16 protein-coding genes and 2 pseudogenes are annotated in these 21,794 nt (G+C 59.3%); 11 read left to right on the forward strand and 7 right to left on the reverse strand.

Going from position 1 to position 21,794, the window contains the following annotated elements; translation table 11 throughout:
- Positions 1–26 precede the first annotated feature (26 nt).
- Complete coding sequence (locus tag IPM89_06335) at positions 27–428, reverse strand: hypothetical protein (protein ID QQS55414.1); 402 nt, start codon at positions 426–428, stop codon at positions 27–29.
- A 164-nt stretch (positions 429–592) separates the two neighbouring features.
- Positions 593–2,135: pseudogene (locus IPM89_06340) on the reverse strand (IS66 family transposase).
- 258 nt (positions 2,136–2,393) lie between these two features.
- On the opposite strand from IPM89_06340, the gene IPM89_06345 reads away from it, so the two are divergent.
- Positions 2,394–3,011, forward strand: a complete 618-nt coding sequence (locus tag IPM89_06345; protein QQS55415.1) for a hypothetical protein — start codon at positions 2,394–2,396, stop codon at positions 3,009–3,011.
- Between the two features lie 204 nt (positions 3,012–3,215).
- Here the strand turns inward: IPM89_06345 and IPM89_06350 are convergent.
- From IPM89_06350 to IPM89_06360, 3 genes and pseudogenes are all read right to left on the reverse strand, one after another.
- A pseudogene (locus tag IPM89_06350) lies at positions 3,216–4,279 on the reverse strand (IS630 family transposase).
- A gap of 717 nt (positions 4,280–4,996) precedes the next feature.
- A complete protein-coding gene (locus IPM89_06355) occupies positions 4,997–6,220 on the reverse strand; it encodes a CoA transferase (GenBank protein ID QQS55416.1) in 1,224 nt (407 codons plus the stop codon).
- 14 nt (positions 6,221–6,234) lie between these two features.
- Complete coding sequence (locus IPM89_06360; protein QQS55417.1) at positions 6,235–7,518, reverse strand: CoA transferase; 1,284 nt, start codon at positions 7,516–7,518, stop codon at positions 6,235–6,237.
- A 160-nt stretch (positions 7,519–7,678) separates the two neighbouring features.
- On the opposite strand from IPM89_06360, the gene IPM89_06365 reads away from it, so the two are divergent.
- From IPM89_06365 to IPM89_06380, 4 genes are all read left to right on the forward strand, one after another.
- On the forward strand, positions 7,679–8,452 hold the full coding sequence (locus tag IPM89_06365; protein ID QQS55418.1) for an ABC transporter permease: 774 nt from the start codon (positions 7,679–7,681) through the stop codon (positions 8,450–8,452).
- A gap of 194 nt (positions 8,453–8,646) precedes the next feature.
- Complete coding sequence (locus IPM89_06370) at positions 8,647–9,639, forward strand: TRAP transporter substrate-binding protein (GenBank protein ID QQS55419.1); 993 nt, start codon at positions 8,647–8,649, stop codon at positions 9,637–9,639.
- A gap of 226 nt (positions 9,640–9,865) precedes the next feature.
- Positions 9,866–10,453, forward strand: coding sequence for a TRAP transporter small permease (locus IPM89_06375; protein ID QQS55420.1), 588 nt, complete (start codon positions 9,866–9,868; stop codon positions 10,451–10,453).
- Complete coding sequence (locus IPM89_06380; protein ID QQS55421.1) at positions 10,450–11,727, forward strand: TRAP transporter large permease; 1,278 nt, start codon at positions 10,450–10,452, stop codon at positions 11,725–11,727. The genes IPM89_06375 and IPM89_06380 overlap by 4 nt, the downstream gene beginning before the upstream one ends.
- 214 nt (positions 11,728–11,941) lie before the next feature.
- On the opposite strand, the gene IPM89_06385 is transcribed toward IPM89_06380, so the two are convergent.
- Positions 11,942–12,535: a DUF882 domain-containing protein gene (locus IPM89_06385; GenBank protein QQS55422.1), complete on the reverse strand. Its 594-nt coding sequence runs from the start codon at positions 12,533–12,535 to the stop codon at positions 11,942–11,944.
- Between the two features lie 351 nt (positions 12,536–12,886).
- Here IPM89_06385 and ybaK point away from each other — a divergent pair, with 351 nt between their 5' ends.
- The 3 genes from ybaK to IPM89_06400 all read left to right on the forward strand — a co-directional run bounded on the left by ybaK (position 12,887) and on the right by IPM89_06400 (position 17,321).
- Positions 12,887–13,375: a Cys-tRNA(Pro) deacylase gene (gene ybaK, locus IPM89_06390; GenBank protein ID QQS55423.1), complete on the forward strand. Its 489-nt coding sequence runs from the start codon at positions 12,887–12,889 to the stop codon at positions 13,373–13,375.
- 3 nt (positions 13,376–13,378) lie between these two features.
- Positions 13,379–15,535 (forward strand): bifunctional 23S rRNA (guanine(2069)-N(7))-methyltransferase RlmK/23S rRNA (guanine(2445)-N(2))-methyltransferase RlmL, encoded by a 2,157-nt coding sequence (rlmKL, locus tag IPM89_06395; protein ID QQS55424.1) that lies wholly within the window; start codon positions 13,379–13,381, stop codon positions 15,533–15,535.
- Positions 15,536–15,662: 127 nt separating this feature from the next.
- Complete coding sequence (locus tag IPM89_06400; GenBank protein ID QQS55425.1) at positions 15,663–17,321, forward strand: alpha/beta hydrolase; 1,659 nt, start codon at positions 15,663–15,665, stop codon at positions 17,319–17,321.
- Positions 17,322–17,358: 37 nt separating this feature from the next.
- On the opposite strand, the gene IPM89_06405 is transcribed toward IPM89_06400, so the two are convergent.
- The gene (locus tag IPM89_06405; GenBank protein ID QQS55426.1) at positions 17,359–17,910 is read right to left on the reverse strand and encodes a cob(I)yrinic acid a,c-diamide adenosyltransferase; all 552 of its coding nucleotides are present in this window, start codon (positions 17,908–17,910) and stop codon (positions 17,359–17,361) included.
- Between the two features lie 865 nt (positions 17,911–18,775).
- Between IPM89_06405 and IPM89_06410 the strand changes: the two genes are divergently transcribed.
- The 3 genes from IPM89_06410 to IPM89_06420 all read left to right on the forward strand — a co-directional run bounded on the left by IPM89_06410 (position 18,776) and on the right by IPM89_06420 (position 21,702).
- On the forward strand, positions 18,776–19,462 hold the full coding sequence (locus IPM89_06410; GenBank protein ID QQS55427.1) for a lytic transglycosylase domain-containing protein: 687 nt from the start codon (positions 18,776–18,778) through the stop codon (positions 19,460–19,462).
- Between the two features lie 213 nt (positions 19,463–19,675).
- Positions 19,676–20,251, forward strand: coding sequence for a DUF1285 domain-containing protein (locus tag IPM89_06415; protein ID QQS55428.1), 576 nt, complete (start codon positions 19,676–19,678; stop codon positions 20,249–20,251).
- A 14-nt stretch (positions 20,252–20,265) separates the two neighbouring features.
- Positions 20,266–21,702, forward strand: coding sequence for a hypothetical protein (locus IPM89_06420; GenBank protein ID QQS55429.1), 1,437 nt, complete (start codon positions 20,266–20,268; stop codon positions 21,700–21,702).
- Positions 21,703–21,794 lie beyond the last annotated feature (92 nt).

Below are 21,794 nucleotides of genomic sequence, written 5' to 3' on the forward strand. Positions count from 1 at the left end.
TCGTGTCTGACCCCTTTTCTTTCACTCTAATCATCTGGATATTTATCAGAGAACTTGTATTCCCTGTCAAGTTTCTCAAATGAGTAGATTGATGAGTCACAAAATACTGAGTAGCCATAGTAGAACGCGTTGTTTTCTATTGGTATTGTCTTTTTTCTAGAAAAGCATAACCTTGTTGTCCGATCAAAAATCTCATCATACTTCGTGATGAACTCGGTTCTCGATAGATCTTTTTCGCCATATACCTTGTAGGGAAATGGAAACTTTGTCATCGAAGCGACCTGCTTTTTATCATTTTTTGCTATGGCAGTTTTGAACTTCACCCAGAAATGGGAAAATTCAGCACTTTTCACTTTTTGGTTTTGTGCATTTAATCCAATGGGAATCAGAATGAGGAGTGCCAAGGCCATTGCAAGTAAAACTCTCACAGACTTTTCCCTACCTTCGACTAGTGAGATTCCAAGTTTGGCGTGCTTGTAAAAGGGGACAGATTTATTTCTGCTCGTTATCGAAAATCATTCTGCGGAACTTAAATAAATCCGCCCCCTTTTCTGCTTCTTCAATCTTTTCAGCAGTAGCCGTTCTCCCCCCTCTACCGGGGCAAGGGGGCAAGAGGCAATCCGGCGCGGCGGTTGGCGATGGCGCGTTCGAGAGTGCGCCAAGGGGAGTGGCCACGCTGGCGACAGGTATCGATGACGCTGGCGAGCAGAGCGAAGACCCGCGAACCCACCGGGGTGCGGGTACCGTGACTGATCTTGCGCGCGATCACCCAATGGCGTAGTGCCCGCTCTGCTACATTGTTGGTCAGTGGCAGTTCGGGATGACTCAGCACCTGGAAGATGGCTTCCCAGTCGTTGAGCAACTCCACCGCCAAGGCGTGGGTTTTGGCGTGGGCGTGACCCTGGCGCCGTTCGCAGGCCGCGCGCAACGCGGCCAGTACCATCATGTGTTGGGTCGGCGGCGCGACCGGCGGCGGACCTTCACGGGCCGCGTAGACCGCCGCCATCAGCGCCTCCAAGGTCTCCAGCACGAACCGGCCAAAGACACGGGCCTCGCGGTCGCCACTCTCGGCCAAGCCCCGCGCCTTGCGAATCAGGTGCGCCCAACAGCGTAACCGGCGCGGGTGGTTGCGGTAGGCCATCCAGCCATCGCTCATCAGCCAGCCGCTAAAACCGTCCAGCACGTTTTCGACCAGCTCCTTGCCGCGCCCGGCCACGTAGTACAGGGTCGCGGTCGCCGCGACAAACACCCACAGCCACAGCGGCCGACCGTGTTCGGGCCAGGAGGTTTCGTCGGCGTGCAGCAGATGACTGTCCAGAACCGCCTGGACGAGTTCGTCTTCCGCCGGCGCCACGGCCGCGCCGGCTTCGTGGAGCGTCCGATGGATCGTGCCGGTACTCAGCTTCAGTCCCAGCCACTCTTCCAGGAATTCGCGAATCCGCGCCCGCGACAGCCGGAACCGGAAAGCCAGTGCCACGATCAGCGCCGCCAACCCCGGCCCCACCAGCCGCCATTCACTCAACTCGATCCCCGCCAGCAGCGGGTCCACCCCCCCCTTGACCGGCCACCGCCCGGGTCCGATGACCACAGGCGCAGGGCACCTCGTAATAGCGATGGTCCACCACCCACACGGTCAGCCCCGGTCGCGCCGGATCGCCCCAGTGCAGGTCGACCGCCTGAAACCCGGTGTAGGCCACCGCGCCCACCGGGTCCAGCGGCCGGCCACAGCCGGCGCAGGTGTCGGGGTAATGGGCCTGTTCGGCATTCGCTTGGAACACCTGCGTGCGGCCCACCCCCGGCGCTCCCGGTTGCTTGCCCGGTTTGCGGGCCGCGGGGACCTTCGCCGGTTTCGCCTCGGCCGATGGCCGTTCCGCTGACTCCGGCTTCGCCTCCGCCGACTCGGGTCCCTCGTCCGCCGCATCGGCGGCATCCGATTTCGGCCCGCCACCCGGTCGGTCCCACGGCGCCCGACGGCTCGGCGGCCGCGAACTGTTGTCCGGTCCCTGATTCAACCGGTCCAGCGCCTCCTTCAAATCGTCCAGCAGCTTGCCCGACAGCGCACGCACCTCGGCCTCCCCCAGCGAATCCAGGTAGGCTTGGTCTCATTGGCGCAGGCTATGTGGGCTGAGGTGCATGGTGGTTGATCGTGGGGCTGGACTCTAGTTTTCCATACCTACTCCCCGAGGGGAAGTTAGCCATTACCGGGAGGGGTGTGAAGAGTTACCCTGCGGGATGACCCTCAACTCGCGCCCGTTAGGGCCATGACAGGGCTTTGACAGGCAGAATCAATTGGCCTAAGGTATTTGCGCCCTTAGCACCATTGAAAGCCCTTTAAGGGCGTAAGTAAGCCTCCGACTAAGCCGGAGGTAATTTAACTAATAGGAGAAATAAATATGTCGAAACGATCACCTTACTTTTCAGTAAGCGCACTTTTGATTACATTGTCCTTGGCGGCATTTGTTAGCGTGGCACAAGCGAAGCAATGCGTCTGGAACAAAGCGGGCTTCATTCTGGAGGTACATTGGTATAAGCCAGGTGACGTACTCTATGATGAGAAGGGGGAATTCTATATTCGTACCACAGGCAATAACCACAAACCAGTAGCTCCTGCACAGCTTGATGTCTATCCTGTTGCTCAAGGTCGCTGTTGGGAAGGAAAAGAGCAGATGACGGCTGTTCTCGCGATTAAGGATGGTCATCTCTTTAACACATTGATGACTGCAGGTACGACAATCGTAGCTGGAGCAGCAACTGGACTTGCCGGGACAGCCGTTTGTGCCGCATCCGTTGGAACACTTTGTTTTGCTGCAGTCGTTGGGGGGGTGGCAACTACTGGAGCGCTAACAACAGCAATGCAGCTTTCAGCGAAAACGCCGGAGCTCAAGGGTACAATCCCCAATGCATTTGCCATCACAGTCCCAGGTGCTCGTGGTACGGAGTATCAAAATCGCTGGCTCGACGTTTGGGGCACTGTGATATCTCCTCAACTCGGTCCCGGCGGTCCGCTTTGATTTACCCCAACCTAAAGGATGCTTGAACACACGGTGCATGATATCCAAAAAAAGTGTCAGCCATTGCATTATGTGTGTATACTTTAGCTAATTCCAATTGCGGGGTGTCCATCTGAGTGCGGTGGACACCAGATATTGTGATCTTGACCATCGAAGCGCCCTTTCTATGGTGTGTCAAGATCTAATCCATAGGCACTACCGCACTCAGATGGACACCCCGCTTCCAATTTTAACTTCTTTGAAGGATTGGAAATTAAAAGTCAGTAATGATTTGAGGGTGCCTTTTTTCTTTACATGAGCGGTTTTAATGAAATCGAGAATCGCGCTTTTAAATTCTGGATACGCGGGATAATAGCGGGCGTGCAAGCAGCATTTTTTCACCCACTTCCAGAACCGTTCGATCAGGTTGAATTGGGGCGAATAGGCCGGGAGAAACAGCAGTTCGATGTTCAAGGCGGCGGCGGTGTCCTGAACCAGCCGACAGCGCGGGTAGCGGGCATTGTCCAGCACCACCGTGATCGGCACCGTCAAGCCCAGCGCCGCCCGTTTGTACAGCATCCGGCAGACGTGCTGGCTGTTGATATAGGCGTCCGTGGTGACGGTGATCAGTTGATGGGTCGTCGCGTTCAAGGCCCCCAGCACGCTGAGCCGATGCCGGCCACTGGGCGTCGGCTGCCAGCAGCGCGCCAGGCACCAGACCCAACTCAGGAACAGCCCGTGGACGAAGTGGGCGGCGTCCAAAAAAAAACTTCGCGCCGTCCGGCTTGCGCCTCTTCCAGCCGCGGGGTCAGCGCCTCGGCTTCGAAGCGGGCCTGTTCCGCCCGGCGTTCCGCCGTCGGCGCCGGTCCCGGGATCGCCCCGCTCTTGCGCCGTCGCAATCCAAACTGTTTGAGCACCTTGCCCACTTGGGCGGGACTGCGCTCGATCCCGGTCAGTTCGGCGATGCGGGCACGGGCCTCGACCAGGGTTGCCGGCGGGCGCCGCGCGAACGCCGCCACGATCACCCCTTCATACGGCGCCAGCGCGCTGCGGGCTTGGCGGAATCGACAGCTCGTCAGCGCCGCCCAGCCGCCCTCTTGATACAATCGCAGGTAGCCAATCAGGGTTGGCTTGGTGATCCCCAGACTCGCGCAAATCGCTTGATGCGACCTGCCCTCACTCTTCAGATAAAGCGCCGTCAACCGTTGCCGCACCCGGGGATGCGGATGATGAATTCGTTCGTGACGCAGGCGTTCCCGCGTCTCATCAGAGAAAACCAGTCGAATCATGGTGCGCGCTCCAGCCTCTTTCAGGCCTTCCGATTAACCCTCGGAACACCGTAAAACAAAACAACTATAAAGTAAATTTTGACTTAATTTAAAGTATAGTAATAGCTTCCGTATGCCGTCCACGGCGATCCCTTATTGAAACAGGCTGCGATAGCCTTTGTTCCAATCGCCCCACTCCACACGCCCTGTGGAGATGGCGCTGCTGCAAACACAGCGAATGGTGCCAATTGCAGCAACAGGAAAAGTTGGCGCCCGAACATGATGACTCCTAACGGGCGCGAGTTGAGGGTCATCCCGCACGGAGCGGAGCTGCCGCCCGGCGGAGGAACGGCCAAGTTTCACCCGTCGTGGTGGGCGGCAGGGACGCGAGTACGGGACGACGAAGTCGCCCCGAAGGGGTGACGCTCGAACGAGAGTTCGACGGCGCGCAGCGCCGAGAACTCGAAGCTCGACTCAACTCGCGCCCGTTCGTCGGCGCGAAGCGCCGACGAACATGAATTAGACCTCCTAAATGACGCCTTACTTTAGGTCGATTTTGACGTATAATCACAGCAAGCCTGTGTCAACCAATTGTTAAATCTGGAAATTTCAACTACAACAACAACTATAATCAACCAGTCATTGCTGTCAGCGACGGCAGCACGCCATCGCTCGCCACTCCACCCGCCCGGCATCCGGCCTCGCCTCATCCACAATCGACTCATGAGGCGAGGAACGCTAGATCACCCGCTTCTTCTTCAACTCAGCGATTTCCTCTTGGCTCATTCCCAGCAGCTCGCCAAGCACCTCCTCGGTATGCTGCCCGAGTTTGGGGCCGAGATGGCGGATTTGCCCCGGCGTTTCCGACAACCGGGGAATGACCGACGGCACGACGATGGTCTCGCCCAAATCCTCGTCATCGATGGCCACCAGATTGCGCCGGGCGTGAAACTGCCGGTCGCCGTAAATATCGGCGATGTTGTTCAGCGGGCCGGCCGGCGCACCGGTCGCATAACAGCGCTTAAGCACTTCCTCGCGAGTCAGGGAACCGCACCAGTCCCGCACGATTTCGTTGACGTCATGGCGGTTCTCCAACCGGGTTTTCTGTTCGCCATAAAGACCCGAGGAAGCCAGTTCCGGCCGCCCCATCGCTTCGGCCAGCCGTCCGAATAGCTTGTCGGTCGCACAGGCCAGGGCCACCCACTTCCCATCCTTGGTCGGGAAATGACCGTAGGGACAGGCGAAATCGTTATGGGTCGGCCCGTGCCGCTCGCGCACGGTACCGAACATGGCAAAGGCCGACGCCAATTCATCGGTGCAACGAAACACCGATTCGTACAGGGCGGCATCGACATACTGGCCCAAACCGGTTTGCTCGCGATAACGCAAGGCCATCAGCACACCCACGCAGCCGTACAGGCCGGTCAGATAATCGCCCAGCGTGGTCGAGCCCGGCGTGACCGGAGTCCCCTTGGGCATCCCGGACAGATAGGCGATGCCGCCGACGGCATGCGCGATGCGGGCGAAGCCGGGCCGATCCCGGTACGGACCGGTCTGACCGTAGCCGGTCACCCGCAGCATGATCAGGCCGGGATTGATCCGTTGCAGCACCTCCCAGCCCAGGCCCCATTTTTCCAGCGTACCAGTCCGAAAGTTTTCGCACAGCACGTCCGCCTTTTCGATCAAGCGCTTGAACAGCTCGACCCCCTCGGGGCGGTGCAAGTCGATGGTCACCGACTTCTTGTTGCGGGCCTCACCGAGCCAGGCCAGCGTGTCGCCGCGATGGGTCGGCGTACCGAACTTGCGGCAAACGTCGCCGCCCATCGGGTGTTCCACCTTGAGCACATCGGCGCCGAATTCGCCGAGAATGGTCGCGCAATAGGGCGCCGCGATCACCGTGGCCACATCGATGACCCGGATGCCGGCGAGCGGTAGTTCAGTCTGAGAAGTTGCGGTCGTCATGGTGCTCTCGCTCGCTAGATGATTTTGCGCTGGCGCAACTGCTTGATCTCCTCGGCCGACAGCCCGAGCAGCTCGCGCATGACTTCATAGGTCGCATTGCCCATCGGCGGTCCGAGATTGCTGACCTGACCGGGCGTCAGCGACAACCGGGGCGTCACACCGGGCACCACCACCTCGCCCAGCCCCGGCTCTTCCAACCGGGCCAGATTGCCGCGCGCCTGGAAATGCTCGTCCTCGAAGATGTCGGCGATACTGTTGACCTTGCCGATCGGGACCTCCTTCTCCAGGCAACGATTCAGCACTTCCTCACGACTGAGCGATCCCACCCACTCGATGACGATCCGGTTGACTTCATCGCGCGCCGCCAGCCGCTTGCGCTGCTCGCCGTAGAGCCGGGAAGAGGCCAGTTCCGGCCGCTCCATCGCCTCGGACAGCCGCTCGAACATCTTGTCGGTGGTGCAGGCGATGGCGATCCATTTATCGTCCCGGGTGCGGAAATGCCCGTGCGGCACCGCAACGAAACTGCCGGCGCCCTCGCGTTCCCGAACCTTGCCGAACAGGCCGTAAGAGGCGGAAATTTCATCCAGATGGCGGAACACGGCCTCGTAAATGCCGATATCGACAATCTGGCCGCGCCCGGTTTTCTCCCGGTGACGCAGAGCCAGCATGATGCCGATCGCGCCGTACAGGCTCGACAGGTAATCGCCCAGCGGCGCGGTGCCGGGCACCACCGGTGTCTCGCCCGGAAAACCGGCCAGATAGGACAGCCCACCGAAAGCATGGGCGATGTGGGCGAAGCCGGAGCGGTGGCGATAGGGTCCGGTTTGGCCGTAACCCGACACCCGTAAAAAAACCAGACCGGGATTGATCTCGCTCAGCTCCTTCCAGCCGATGCCCCACTCCTCCATGGTCCCCGGCCGAAAATTTTCGATGAGCACGTCGGATTTTTCGACCAGCCTGAGGAACAGTTGCACCCCCTCTTTCTGGCGCAGGTCGATCAGCACCGATTTCTTATTGCGCGCTTCGCTGAGCCAGGCCAGAGTGGCGTCGTGACGCTTGGTCGCCGTGCCGAAGCGCCGCATCGGGTCACCCGCCAGCGGATGTTCCACCTTGAGCACTTCGGCGCCGAATTCACCCAGCACCGAAGCCGCGTAGGGACCCGCCAGAAAGGTGCCTACGTCAATGACGCGGATGCCGCTCATCGGTAGCTTCGCGGTCTGAGGGTCGTGCTCCTGGGAAGACGCACGTTCGGAATTCTCTGGCATCTCTGTTGCGGTTTGTGCGTTCTCGTCCGACATGCCGGCATCCCTCTGTTGTTGACGGTCTCCACCCGACGCCCCGTTTGCGCCACGGTTGCGTCATACTGTTCGAACCATGAAAACTAACTGAAATATTAGTAGAGTATGGCGCCGTTGCCAGAAAGAACGGACGTTAGCAATCCGGAATCGACCATCCCTTATGAACATTCGCACCCAGTTCGTCGCCCTGCAAACCATTCTGATCAAGGAAACCCTGCGTTTCCTGCGTATCTGGATTCAGACCATCCTGCCGCCGGCGGTAACCACCGCGCTGTATTTCATCATTTTCGGCACGCTGATCGGCGCTCAAATCGGGCCGGTGGAAGGCTTGAGCTATCCCCAATACATCGCGCCGGGCCTGATCATGATGGCGGTGATCACCAATGCCTATTCGAACGTGGTGTCCTCGTTCTTCAGCGCCAAGTTTCAGCGGCACATCGAGGAAATGCTGGTCTCGCCCCTGCCCAACACCATCATCGTGCTGGGCTTCGTCGGCGGTGGGGTGGCGCGGGGCCTGGCGGTGGGCGGCGTGGTGGCGGCGGTCTCGCTGTTTTTCGCCGACCTGCCGTGGCGGCATCCGCTGGTCACGCTGGCGGTGATCGTCCTGACCTCGGTACTGTTCGCCCTGGCCGGGTTGCTCAACGGCATTTACGCCAAGAGCTTCGACGATATTTCGGTAGTGCCCACTTTCGTGCTCACCCCGCTGATCTATCTGGGCGGCATTTTCTACTCCATCAACATGCTGCCGCCGTTCTGGCAAACCGCATCCCTGTTCAACCCCATCCTGTACATGATCAATGCCTTTCGTTACGGCATCCTGGGTGTGTCGGACATCGATATCCGCTCCGCTTTCGCCATCATCCTGCTGTTCGTCGCCGTCCTGTTCGGCTACAGCTTGTGGCTGCTGCGCCGCGGCACCGGCATCCGCGCTTAAAACTTCCCTTTCCCCGTCAAGGTGCAACAAATAGCCGTTGTGCGCGTTATCCGCGCATGACGCTATTTTTTTTCTATGCTTAGTTCCTAGGGTTCCGGTTCCGCCGCGAATCTGAATGATCGGGCTAATGCCATCGATTCACCCTCAATGCCGCAGAACCAAGAAAAAGCAATACCCAAAGGAGAATGCCGCTCATGCGTAAATCAAGCCTCTTTCATGCCCTGCTGGCGGGCGCCACCCTGGCCCTGCTCAGCGGAATCGCCCATGCGGAAATCGTGATCAAGTTCTCGCATGTGGTCGCCGAGAACACCCCCAAGGGCAAGGGCGCCCTGCTGTTCAAGAAACTGGCCGAGGAACGGCTGAAGGATAAAGTAACCGTGGAGGTCTATCCCAACAGCTCGCTATTCGGCGACGGCAAGGAAATGGAAGCGTTGCTGCTCGGCGACGTGCAGTTGATCGCACCCTCGCTATCGAAGTTCGACCGCTACACCAAACAGATTCAGGTGTTCGATCTGCCGTTTCTGTTCAAGGATATTGACGCGGTCCACCGTTTCCAGAACGGGCCGACTGGCCAAGCCATCCTTAGCTCAATAAAAAAGAAGGGATTGACCGGTCTCGGCTATTGGGATAACGGCATGAAGCAGCTTTCGGCCAACAAGCCATTGCGCAAGCCCGGGGACGCCAAGGGCATGAAGTTCCGCATCCAGTCTTCCGACATTCTCGAAGCCCAGTTCGAGGCCGTCGGTGCCTTCCCGCAGAAGCTGGCATTCTCGGAAGTTTACCAAGCCTTGGAAACCGGCGTGGTCGACGGCGCCGAAAACCCCTGGTCGAATATTTATTCTCAGAAGTTCTTCGAGGTCCAGAAGTACATCAGCGAAACCAACAACGGCTATCTGGGCTACATGCTGGTAACCAACACCAAGTTCTGGGACGACTTGCCGGCGGATGTGCGCAAGACCCTGGAAGAAATCCTTACCGAAGTCACGGCGCAGGTCAATCAGTGGGCCACCGAGTTCAGCGATGGCGACCGCCAGAAGATCAAGGACTCCGGCAAGACTGAAATCCTGGCGCTGACGCCCGAAGAACTGGCGGCCTGGAAGACAGCCATGAAATCGGTCTACGACCAGTTCACTCCCGCTATCGGCAAGGACATCGTCGATGCGGCACTGGCTGCCAATGGCAAGTGATAGCGGACCTATGGAAATCCTCTTTGCGTGGTGGAAACTGTGGAGCGCCGAGCTCAATCCCCCTGCCGCTGGCGCGGTGCCCCCTTTGAAAAAGGGGGTTGGAGGGATTTCCGCTCCTGAGTCGACCACAACTCATTGAGGAGAGCTTATATATAAGCCATCCCCTCCCGGCAGCACCGCAAGCGCCGGGAGGTAGTTTTTCAGGCTTCCGTTCGGAGGGTTTCTCATGTTTGCCCGCGTTGTCCATCATCTGGAAGAAGGGTTTATCGCCCTGCTACTGGCGCTGATGGTCACCATCTCCTTCGTTCAGGTGATCAACCGCTATGTACTTGGTACCGGTTTTACCTGGGCGCTGGAGCTGGTCACCTTCCTGTTCGCTTGGCTCGTACTGTTCGGCGTTTCCTATGGGATCAGGACTGGCGCGCACATCGGCATCGACGTGCTAGTGCGTCAGTTTCCACACAAGCTGCGCCGCGTCATCGGCCTGATCGGGGTACTGGCCTGTTGCGTCTATTGCATTATCATGCTGGTCGGTTCGGTCGGCTATATCCACAAGCTCTACGAGCTGGGTATCGAAGCCCAGGATTTGCCGATCCCGCGCTGGATTCCCTTCATCATGCTGCCCATCGGGCTTTCCCTGGCCCTGCTGCGACTGCTGCAAGTGGGCTGGCGCACCATCCTCGGCCAACAGGAAGGCTTGCAACTCGCTGACGAGGCTCGTGAAGCGATCGAGGCGATTGAGGGGGTCGAGGTGGTCGAGGCGGTCGAAATTCTGCATCCCGCCGGCTCCGCTCGTCAGGAGAAAGCGCCATGACCTCGCTATTTCTGTTTACCATCCTGTTTGTTTTCCTGCTGATGGGCGTCCCCATCGCCTTCTCCCTGGGCCTGTCCAGCATCCTGACCATCTTGTTCTTCACCAACGATTCGTTGGCCTCCATGTCGTTGAAGCTGTTCGACACCATGGATCATTATACCTTGCTGGCGATTCCCTACTTCGTGCTGGCCTCGGCGTTTCTGACCACGGGTGGGGTGGCCAAGCGCTTGATTCGCTTTGCGGTCGCCGCCGTCGGTCACATCACCGGCGGCATGGCCATCGCCTCTGTATTGGCTTGCATGTTGTTTGCGGCAGTGTCGGGCTCGTCGCCAGCCACTGTCGCCGCGATTGGCTCCATCGTCATCGGCGCCATGGTCAAGGGTGGCTACCCACAGAAATATGCCGCCGGCATTATCTGCAACGCCGGCACCCTGGGAATTCTGATTCCGCCGTCGATCGTCATGGTGGTCTATGCCGCCGCCACCGAAACCTCGGTCGGTCAGTTGTTCATGGCGGGGGTGGTGCCCGGCATCTTGCTGGGCCTGATGCTGGCGATCGCCATTTTCATCAGCGCGCGGAAAATGAAGATTCCGCTACAACCGCGCGTCTCGTTTCGCGAGCTGCTGGTGGCGGCCCGGGAGGCGATTTGGGGGCTGGGTCTGATTATCGTGGTGATGGGCGGTATCTACGGTGGTTTCTTCACCGCCACCGAAGCAGCGGCGGTCGCCGCGGTCTACGCCTTCGTGGTCGCCCTGTTCATCCACCGCGACATGGGCTTCCGCGATGTACCCCGAGTATTCGCGGACGCCGGCAAGGTCACGGTGATGCTGTTGTTCATCATTTCCAACGCCATGCTGTTCGCTCATGTGCTCACTACCGAGCGCATCCCGCAGGTGATGGCGGAAACCATCGTTGGTTGGGGACTGTCGGCCTGGCAATTCCTGATCGTGGTCAACATCGTGCTATTGGTTGCCGGTAACTTCATGGAACCGTCGTCAATCCTGCTGATCCTGGCCCCGATCTTTTTCCCCATTGCCACTCAACTCGGCATCGACCCGATCCACCTGGGCATCATCATGGTGGTCAACATGGAGATCGGCATGATCACCCCGCCGGTAGGATTGAATCTGTTCGTCACCGCCGGTGTCACCGGTATGCCGCTGTGGGATGTAGTGAAAGCCGCCGTACCTTGGCTGATGGTCATGCTCAGCTTCCTGATCATCGTGACCTACATTCCGCAGATCAGCCTGTTCCTGCCCAGGTTGCTGTTCTAGCGCTGGCAACTATCAGAAAGGATCGAAAAATCAAAGAGGCGGCAGAAGCCGCCTCTTTGATTTTTCACGACTCAAAAGGGATCAAACGATGCAATGCAGCAGCGGGAACTCTCGCAAAGGGCATCGGGCAATGGCCAAACCAGCCACCCGGCAACGCCAAAAAATCCGGCGCCGGCAATCGCGGCGGCAAGCTTTCGCCGCGACAAGCCCCCTCTCAGCTCCAGTAACGCACCGGGCCGCTGTCGACATGCACGAAGTTGGAACGAGGATAGTAGCCAACCCCCCCCGCGCCCAGGGAACGGGCCGCATGATAGAGATCCGATACCCGACCATTCGGCAGGCGAACATCAAGCGCCATGGCCTGGATATGATAGCTATTGCGGGCCACGCGTTGGCTGCGCGCGCGCAACATGCTGTTGGTGCTTTGTGACCGATAGCCACTAATGACATGCACCGGCCTGCCGGGGCTGACTTGCACCTGCAAGGCGTAAAGCTGATCAAGGACGTTGGTATCGAACAGCTTGACCTGATCGTTATGGTGGTCGCGCAACCCCCAGCTCACCTCACCGATGGCCTCGCGGATATAGCCGTCCTGGGGAGTCCAGTAGACTTGGCGGACACTCTCGCCGGTATGGGGGTTGTAGAACAGCAGATAGCGATCACGCCGGACGGCTGCCTCAAGCAGCGCTGGCGTCAGGGCCAAGGCACCAAGGCCACCCACCGCAAGTTTCAGGAATCCGCGCCGGCCCAATTCCGGCTGATTCTCTTCATGATCGCTGCTTGGCTGAAACGCTACATCTGTTCTCATTGTCGTAAAATCCTCCCAGCAACTACTTATTGGTGAGCCTTCGCTTCATCTAAGCAAATCAAGTTTGCCAAATCAAGAATCAGACATACCACTATTTTTTTGCCATTAAACAACAAAAATTGATTTCCCAGCATTCATCTAAATATTCAAATATCGCCGCTCACTAACCAACTCTATGGAGATCTCATCTGGAATCGAATCAGTACTATATAAAAAATATTATTTTACATATAGATATATTAATATTACCATTTCCTTACGCTGGATATTATCATTAATGATACTATTTTTATTATATTTACAATAATTATCAAATAAACAAATAAACAACAAGCCCCATGAAAAAATGCAATGAGCAAAATTAAATTTTCAATGACTCCCGCGATCCGATTCCTGCGGGACCGCCAAGTCGCCTTCAGCGTACATCCATATTCTTACGAAGAGCATGGCGGCACCGCTCACAGCGCGCACTGCCTGGGGGTAGACGAGCACTGTGTCATCAAAACCCTAATCATGGAAAATGACCAGCGACAATCTCTGATCGTGCTGATGCACGGTGACCGCAAAGTATCCACCCGCGAACTGGCCCGACTGTTGGGAGTCAAGACCATTCATCCCTGCGACCCGGCCACGGCCCACAAACACAGCGGTTATCTGGTCGGCGGAACCTCGCCCTTCGGTACCCGCAAACCCATGCCGATCCACATGGAAACAAGCATCTTGGAATTACCGCTGATTTATCTCAACGGCGGCAGGCGTGGTCTACTGGTCAGTCTGGCGTCCACCGACGTCCGGCGATTGCTCCAGCCGGTATTGGTCAACGTCGCCATTGAGGATTAATGCATGGACGAACCCATCTTTATCGCCACCGCGCCGGCTGGCGTCGAACCGCTGCTAACGGTGGAACTGACCGAGCTGGGCGCGGCGGAGACCAAGCCCGTCCGCGGTGGCATCCGTTTTCGGGGACCGCTGGAACTTGCCTACCGCGCCTGTCTGTGGTCACGGACCGCCAGCCGGATACTGCTGGTGCTGGCCGAAATCCCCGCCGCCGATGCCAACGAACTTTACAGTGGGGTTTATGCACTGCCTTGGGAAGAGCACCTGGACCCGGACGGTACGCTCGCCGTCGATTTCGGCGGCGTCTGTGCTGGTATCGATCACAGCCATTACGGTGCGCAGCGGGTCAAGGATGCCATCGTCGACCGGTTTCGGGCGCATTGTGGCCGACGACCGGGTGTCGATCGGCTACGGCCGGACCTGCGCATTCAGGTTCAGGCCCGCGATGGCCACGCCACCATCGGTCTCGACCTGTCCGGCGACAGCCTGCACCGACGTGGTTACCGCGCGGCCACGGTGCTGGCCCCCCTCAAGGAAACCCTGGCCGCCGTCCTGCTGCTGAAAGCCGGCTGGCCGGAAATCGCCGCGGCCGGCGGCCCCCTGCTCGACCCGCTGTGCGGCTCCGGCACGCTGGCCATTGAAGCCGCCTGGATCGCTGGCGACCGGGCGCCCGGTCTGTCGCGCGAGCGCTGGGGCTTCAGCGGCTGGCTGGGCCATGTGCCGGCGCTGTGGAACCGGCTGCTGGCCGAAGCGCGGCAGCGATGGGAGATCGGCCTGACCCGCATCCCGCCGATTCTGGCCAGCGATCACGATCCCAAAGCCGTGCGGGCAGCACTGCTCAATGCCGGCCACGCCGGGGTGGCCAACCGGATCAGTATCGAGCGGCGGGAACTGGCCGACATCGAACCGCCGGACGGTCCACCGGGACTGCTGATCGCCAACCCGCCCTACGGCGAACGACTGGGCGAATGGGATGAACTGACCGCGCTATACCACCAACTCGGTGAACGATTGCAAGTGCGTTTTGGCGGCTGGCGGGCCGCGATCCTCACCGGCAATCCCGAACTCGGCAAACGCATGGGGCTGCGCGCCGAAAAAACCCATGTCTTTTACAACGGCCCGCTGGAATGCCGGCTGCTGCGCTTCCGGGTCGAACCCGCCTCCTTCGTCGACCGGGACGCGGCCGACCAGCGCGCCCGAACCCGGGTTTTGCAGCGTGCGCTCGAAAGCGGCGCCGAGGGCTTCATCAACCGGCTGCGTAAAAATCTGCGGCATCTTGGTCACTGGGCGGAGCGGGAAGGCGTGCGCTGCTATCGCTTGTACGACGCCGACCTGCCGGAATACGCGGTGGCGGTGGACCGTTATGAACAATGGCTGCATGTACAGGAATACGCACCGCCATCCAGCATCGATCCCGCCAAGGCGCACGCACGGCTGGAGCAGGCGCTGACGGTGCTGCCGGCGCTGCTGGAGCTGCCGCCGGAACAGGTTTTCCTCAAGGTCCGGCAACGACAGCGGGGCACCAGCCAGTACCAGAAGCGGGCCGAACAGGGATGCTTCCACGAAGTTCGCGAAGGAGCGGCCCGCTTCTGGGTCAATTTCACCGACTATCTGGACACCGGACTGTTCCTCGATCACCGCATTACCCGGCAAAAGCTGGCCGAACTGGCAGCCGGGCGGCATTTCCTCAACCTGTTCGGCTATACCGGCACGGCGACCGTTTGCGTCGCGCTGGGTGGCGCGGCCAGCAGCACCACCGTGGATCTGTCGGCGACCTATCTGGACTGGGCTCAACGCAACCTGGCGCTGAACGACATCCGTGGCCCCCATCACACCCTGATTCGGGCCGACTGCCGGCAATGGCTGGATCAGGCGCGGGAATGCTACGACTTGATTTTTCTCGACCCACCGACTTTTTCCAACTCCAAGCGGCTGGCGGAATCGTTCGATGTACAGCGGGATCACGTCGGTCTGCTGCGCCAGACACTGCGGTTGCTGGCACCGGACGGTGTGCTGATTTTCTCCACCAACCACCGTGCGTTCCGGCTGGACCGGGATGCTTTGGCCGATTTGTGGATCGAAGACTGGAGCCGGCGCACACTGCCGCCCGACTTTGCCCGCCAGCCCAAAATCCATCATTGCTGGCGGATCGCGCGGCGGTGAAATAGAGGGAATGCCAGCCATAAAAGGCACTATAATAATAGGTGTAATGCCTGAGACGCGGCGCCGGAGAACCGACATGAATGCTCAAACATCCAGCAAACAGGCTGCTTCCCCTCGATCTGGATCCATGCTTGATCCGTTCGACATCATCGGCTCCAGCCTGGCGGTACAACAGGCGTGGCTGCGGCAGCCCGAACGGCTGGCCGCCAGCCTGCAAGGCCTGACTTCGGACGGCCAGCAGGTCCACGAGCGCTTCACTCAAGCCAGCCTGGGTATTCCCAGCGAACCGGCGGTGGCCGCCATCCCTCGCGACGAACGCTTTCAGGACCTGGTCTGGAGCGAACAGCCCGGTTTTGCTTATCTGAAAGAGATGTATCTGCTGTATAGCCGCTGGCTGGAAAACGTCATCTACGCCACCGAAGGCATCGAACCATCGCGCCGGCAGCGGGCGGCATTCTGGGTCCGGCAGTGGTTGGACGCCATCGCGCCCAGTAACTTTTTCTGGACCAACCCCGAAGCCCTGCGACGCGGCATCGCCAGCCACGGCTACAGCCTATTGTGGGGACTGCAAAACTGGCTGCGCGATACCGCCGCTGGCGAGGTGCGGATGGTGGAGCCGGATGCCTTCACGGTGGGACGCGACCTGGCCGCCACCCCCGGTCAGGTGGTGCTGCGCAATGATTTGCTGGAACTGATTCAATACGAACCCGCCACCGAACGGGTCCATGCCATACCGGTGGTCCTGATTGCACCGTGGATCAACAAGTACTACATCATGGATCTCGGCCCGCGCAACAGTCTGGTGCGTTATCTGGTCGAACGGGGCTTCACCGTGTTCGTCACCAGTTGGAAAAATCCGACTCCGGGAGCGCGAGCAACGACGCTGAACGACTACCTGCTGCGCGGCGTGCGGCCGGCGCTGGAAACGGCCCGCGCCATCCGAGGTGTATCCCAGGTCCACGCCACCGGCTACTGCCTGGGCGGCACCGCGCTGGCAATGCTGCTGGCCTGGCTCAACGCCGATCCCGGCGACCGCGCCACTAACCCGGTCGCTCACTGGACGACCTTCACTACGCTGGTGGACTTTCAGGATCCCGGCGAAATCGGCGCTTTCCTGAGTGAGGACAGCTTCGAATTCCTGCGGCAGCGCATGAACGCCGACGGCTATCTGGATGGTGCCGACATGGCCAGCGCTTTTCGGCTGCTGCGGCCCAACAGCCTGATCTGGCACTACGTGATTCACAGCTACCTGTACGGTGAGGAACTGCCGCCCAGCGACGTGCTGTTCTGGAATTGCGACACCACACGCATGCCGGCGGCGATGCATGAGTTTTATTTGAGAGAGCTTTATCTGAACAACCGGCTGGCGCGGCCGGGCGAACTGGAGATCGGCGGACGCTGGCTCGATCTGGGTCTCATCGACCAACCGTTGTATGCGGTTGGCGCCGAGCAGGACCACATCGCACCCTGGCGCCAAACCTTCCGGCTCTGCGGGTTGACCAAGGGTCCGACGCGTTATGTCCTGGCCACCTCCGGGCACATTCTTGGCATCATCAACCCGCCGGTGACGCCGCCCAAGCGGCGCTACTGGGTCGGCGACGCCAACGGCCGGCACGATCCGGAAGCCTGGCGGGAAAGCACCGCCAAGGTGACGGGATCGTGGTGGGATGACTGGAGCCGCTGGCTTGGCGAGCACTGCGGGCCGTTGATCGAATCACCGGCTCCTGGCAACAGCGCTTACCCGCCCCTGGAAGCGGCCCCCGGTCGATATGTGCTGGAAAAATGAAGGGAAAGATAAAAACCTTCGAGCCTTAACCTCAACCTCAACCTCGCCCTGGATTGCGCCACAGCACCTCGATCCCTCCCTCATCCCGGGCGAGAAGCCGGCACAGCACAAACAGCAGGTCCGATAGACGGTTCAGAAAAATCTGTACGTCTGTATTGATAGCTTCTTCCCGCGCCAGCGATACCACCCGCCGCTCGGCGCGCCGGCAAACCGCCCGCGCCATGTGGCAATCCGCCGCCGCCCGACCGCCGCCGGGTAGTATGAACTCCTTGAGCGGCGGCAACTGGCCGTTGAATTCGTTCAGCGCCGCTTCCAGCCGCGCCACGTCTTCCTCCTTGATGGCCTGGTAGCCCGGAACGCTCAACTCCCCTCCCAGATCGAACAGCTTGTGCTGCACCTCCTGTAAGCAGTCGCGAATAGACTCCCGCAGGTCATGCACCAGCACCCGGCCAATAATGCAGTTCAATTCGTCGACCGCGCCGATCGCCTCGATGCGCGGGCAATCCTTGGCAACCCGATCACCGTTGCCTAAACCGGTGCTCCCCTTGTCCCCGGTGCGCGTGTAGATTTTGGAAAGTCGGTTTCCCATCGTCACTCCTCTATCGGTCGTTCGCACAAAATTTTTTCGCGGCCAAACCTGGAAAATTTCCGTTCCATGGAGCCCCGGTTTTCCATCCGTTCGGGGTGCGTCAGCCCCTTGTTCCAAGCCATCCAACATACCCTGAGCCCCGGACCGGCATCCGTCGTCATTGTACTCTTCCTCCATCACAAACGATCCGTTCAGGATTCGTTCACCAATGGTCCCGTTTCATATCGAGCCAGAGCCAGTCCAGATACTTATTGTAAATTACATATTTATCAATAAGTTGAAAAATAAATCATAGGGCTGGCGTTTATTCAAAAAACAATTTAACCAATTGATTTAAAATAAATTAATTTTATTGTGACACTAATTGAAGCTGATGCCATTACCAAAAAATAATCACCATTGCTTGATAGGCGTTCTTTTTTGCCAATTTACAAAAAATTTCATAACTTTTTGTTTTTAAAAATATTTTTAAGAATTGATTGTCGAAAATTCATGTTAATTTAAGCAATTGTTTTTTAAAACAAATTTAGTAAATAAACAGCAGTTGGAAAGCAATTGCTCGACATACAAAAATTATTTATTTGGCAATCTGATACTTGCAAAACATTTTAGTCCCATGCTTTCATAGCCGCCAATGCTGTATTGCACTATGTTCCCGTCATAGGCCAAGCACCGTAGTTTGATACTGGTCCAGGAACATCAGGCAACACCGGAAATCAGGCTGGCAGGCCACATTCCCGGAGTTGCTTAGTCGGGTCCACGGCGCTGGAGCAATCCGGCCAGGTCCAGGGAGGATCGAAGCCGACCCAGGATATGGACCTATTGAGCACCGTCAGTTCGTGCTGATCAACGATGGAGGTCTTTTATGGAGTTCACGGAATGCGTCAAGGAAAGGCTTACTCTGACCCTTAAGTCAGGACTGCTGTGCGCGGCGTTTCTAATGCCTGTCGCAGCGCTGGCTCAATCGCCGGAAACAATCCGTGGCGAAGAGTCCAACCCAATCACAGCAGCCCTCAACTCTGATTCCGGCACCGATGCCGATGCCGATGCCGATGCCGATGCCGATGCCGGTGCCGGTGCCGGTGCCGTCGAACTCAAGCCGGCCGAGCAAGGGAAAGTCACCCGCCTTTCCAGCCATATTCAGCGCAAGTATCGGGTCCCAGAAGCCAAGGCGCGGCGGATCGTTCGCGAAGCGGTTCGCAATGGCAAGCGCCACGATGTGGACCCGGAACTCATCCTCGCCGTTATCGCCGTCGAATCGACGTTCAGAGAGCGCGCTATCAGCCGGGTTGGCGCCCGTGGTCTGATGCAGGTGATGCCGGGTTCCCATAAAGGTAAGGTTCGGAAAATCGGCGGCAGCCATGCGCTGTTCGACCCCGCCAAGAATATCCACACCGGCTCGCAAATCCTGGTGGAATATCTCGAAGACCATTCCGGCAACCTGCGCCGGGCGCTGCTCAACTATAACGGCAGCCTGGGTACACGTTCCTCGTTCCCAGACAAGGTCATCCGGATCTACCACAGGCTGCAACGAGTCACCGTCGAGGGCTGAGAAAAACCCAATCCGCTTCGTGCTCCTTATTAATATGGAGTCAACCCGCACGCCCTTGCCCAAGCCGAGCAAGGGCGTGCGGCGTTTCAGCTCATCACTCTTGTCTTGAACGAAGCTAACGAAAGCTTCGAGCGATGAAGGTTCGCCACACGGTCGTTCATCCTTCATAATAAAGGCGAACGGGAAACCGCACCTTGAACTCCGCCCCCAGTCATGCGTCGCTCCACTCTTAACCCGGAAACCCTGGCTTCCCAACTGCCGTCCGCCTCGCTGCCGTCAGTGGAGCACTGGAACCCGCCTCTCAGCGGCGAAATGGACCTGTGCATCACCCGCGACGGTGTCTGGCGCCATGAAGACAGCCCCATCCAGCGCGAAGCCCTGGTTCGGCTGTTCGCCTCCATCTTGCGATACGATCCAGACGGTCATTACTACCTGGTCACGCCGGTGGAAAAATGGCGCATTCAAGTCGATGACGCGCCGTTCCTGGCGGTGCGGTTGGATGCCGAAGGCACCGGCCGCGAGCAGCGGTTGCTTTTCACCACTAACCTGGGCGATCGGGTCAGTGCCGGCTCCGCCCATCCGCTGATGGTCGAATACCGCAGCCCCGGCGGCGAACCCTCGCCCTACATCCATGTACGCGGCGGTTTGCGCGCGCTCCTGAGTCGAGCGGTGTTCCTGGAACTGATCGAACTGGGCGAGGAGCGGCCAGCGGCCAGCGGCGGTCGTGATTATGGCGTATGGAGCGAGAGCGAGTTCTTCAGCCTCGGCCAGTTGGACGACGAGCACTGAAGCGAGGACCGTTGGTGCGTCATTTACTGCTATTGCTGCTGCGCACCATCGTGCTGCTGCCATCCTACACGCTGGTCTTGTTGGTTCGCCTGATCAAATGGCTGATCGCTCCACCCGCCCTGCTCTTGCAACTGCTGTTCGGAACACCGCTGGCGCTGTGGCGCGTCCGTCAGCCGCTACGGCCACGCTTCGTTCCGATCCGGGAAACGGAGCTACCCGACGCTGCTTGGCTCACGCTCACCGACGCCGCCGCATCACTGACCGCCGCCGGTTTCGTCCACTGCGACGATTTCCGCAGCGATGACCTCATCCAGGGCGCGGTGTTGTGGCTGCGACTGCTGGCGCAACCGGAACAGGGCAGCGTCGCCCTGATCGCCCACATCCGGTTCGCGACCGGCTCCCGCCCGCCGCACGGTTTCGTCGAGTTCTCGACCCAATTGCAAGATGGTCGGGTACTGGCCACCAACAATCTGAATCTGCCTTACAGCTTGCCGCCACCCGCCTACATGGCGCGGCTGCAACTGAAGGATATCTGGGACCCGCGAGCACTGTACGCCTTGCACCGCGCGCTTGTGACCGCCCTCGAACATGTGGTGGACCCGGATCCAGCCACCCGAGCCACTCACGATCCCACCAGCCTGCTGGCCGATCGTCACGCCCGCGAAATTCAGGCGCTGATCGCGGATGGCTGGTTGCGGACGGATCGGGACGGCCGGGTAACCCAGCCGCGACCGTGGGCGGCACTGCTGGGGGTCTGGCGTCAAGCTTGGCCGCTGGCCAGCCTGTACCTACGCGCCGCCGATCGTCACGCCCGCCGGGTACTGGCCAGCCACGGTATTGACGTGTCCGTCTTCGTCGGCGGCACCGCCACCATCCTGGTCGACCGCCAGTCGCTACCGGCTGGAACCCAGATCGCCACCATCCGCGCCGGCTACTCGATCGTTCGGCCGCTGGCCCAACACACCGCTCCGCATGCGGTATTGGAAGCGGTGGTGGTGGAATTGGAGGGCGGCACCGACGGCGCGGCACAGATCCGGGAACTGCGCTACACCTTCCGTGGCTGCGAAGACCAGCCGCAACGGCGCATCCGGCGTCTGTACAGCTTCGACATCCTGCTTGACCCGATGGCCGGCCAGCTTGCGGTCACCGCCGTGGACCGGGAATTCGAGCAGGCGACCGACGAAGCGGAATGGGATGAACTGACCGCCATCACGCCGCTGACTCCACTGGTGCTGGGATCCTGGCTATACGATCTCGACCGCGCACTGCCGGTGGCCCAAGCGGCGCTGATCACCCGCGCCGACGGCCTCTCCCTCGATTCAGCTTCGCTCTATGTGGACGAAACCGGCGCGATGCGCTGGCAGGTGGTCGCCTGGGACCACGAAGACCAACCTCTGCATGTGATGGTGGATGCGCGTTCGGGTTCGATCCAGGATGAAGGCGCCGGGTAACGGGGATCAGGAGCAAGCACGGCGGCGTATCGACCAAGCGCTGGACTTGGTCCTTTTCTCTCCACCCTTTAATCTTTAAGCTTTACCCCACT

It is taken from the genome of Candidatus Competibacteraceae bacterium, assembly GCA_016699715.1.
Taxonomy (GTDB): Bacteria; Pseudomonadota; Gammaproteobacteria; order Competibacterales; family Competibacteraceae; genus Competibacter.

Bases quoted from the DNA above. Each gene is read 5' to 3' on its own strand.
- IPM89_06345 (QQS55415.1), top strand. From the start codon at position 2,394: ATGTCGAAACGATCACCTTACTTTTCAGTAAGCGCACTTTTGATTACA.
- IPM89_06355 (QQS55416.1), bottom strand. From the start codon at position 6,220: ATGACGACCGCAACTTCTCAGACTGAACTACCGCTCGCCGGCATCCGG.
- IPM89_06360 (QQS55417.1), bottom strand. From the start codon at position 7,518: ATGTCGGACGAGAACGCACAAACCGCAACAGAGATGCCAGAGAATTCC.
- IPM89_06365 (QQS55418.1), top strand. From the start codon at position 7,679: ATGAACATTCGCACCCAGTTCGTCGCCCTGCAAACCATTCTGATCAAG.
- IPM89_06370 (QQS55419.1), top strand. From the start codon at position 8,647: ATGCGTAAATCAAGCCTCTTTCATGCCCTGCTGGCGGGCGCCACCCTG.
- IPM89_06375 (QQS55420.1), top strand. From the start codon at position 9,866: ATGTTTGCCCGCGTTGTCCATCATCTGGAAGAAGGGTTTATCGCCCTG.
- IPM89_06380 (QQS55421.1), top strand. From the start codon at position 10,450: ATGACCTCGCTATTTCTGTTTACCATCCTGTTTGTTTTCCTGCTGATG.
- IPM89_06385 (QQS55422.1), bottom strand. From the start codon at position 12,535: ATGAGAACAGATGTAGCGTTTCAGCCAAGCAGCGATCATGAAGAGAAT.
- ybaK (QQS55423.1), top strand. From the start codon at position 12,887: ATGAGCAAAATTAAATTTTCAATGACTCCCGCGATCCGATTCCTGCGG.
- rlmKL (QQS55424.1), top strand. From the start codon at position 13,379: ATGGACGAACCCATCTTTATCGCCACCGCGCCGGCTGGCGTCGAACCG.
- IPM89_06400 (QQS55425.1), top strand. From the start codon at position 15,663: ATGCTTGATCCGTTCGACATCATCGGCTCCAGCCTGGCGGTACAACAG.
- IPM89_06405 (QQS55426.1), bottom strand. From the start codon at position 17,910: ATGGGAAACCGACTTTCCAAAATCTACACGCGCACCGGGGACAAGGGG.
- IPM89_06410 (QQS55427.1), top strand. From the start codon at position 18,776: ATGGAGTTCACGGAATGCGTCAAGGAAAGGCTTACTCTGACCCTTAAG.
- IPM89_06415 (QQS55428.1), top strand. From the start codon at position 19,676: ATGCGTCGCTCCACTCTTAACCCGGAAACCCTGGCTTCCCAACTGCCG.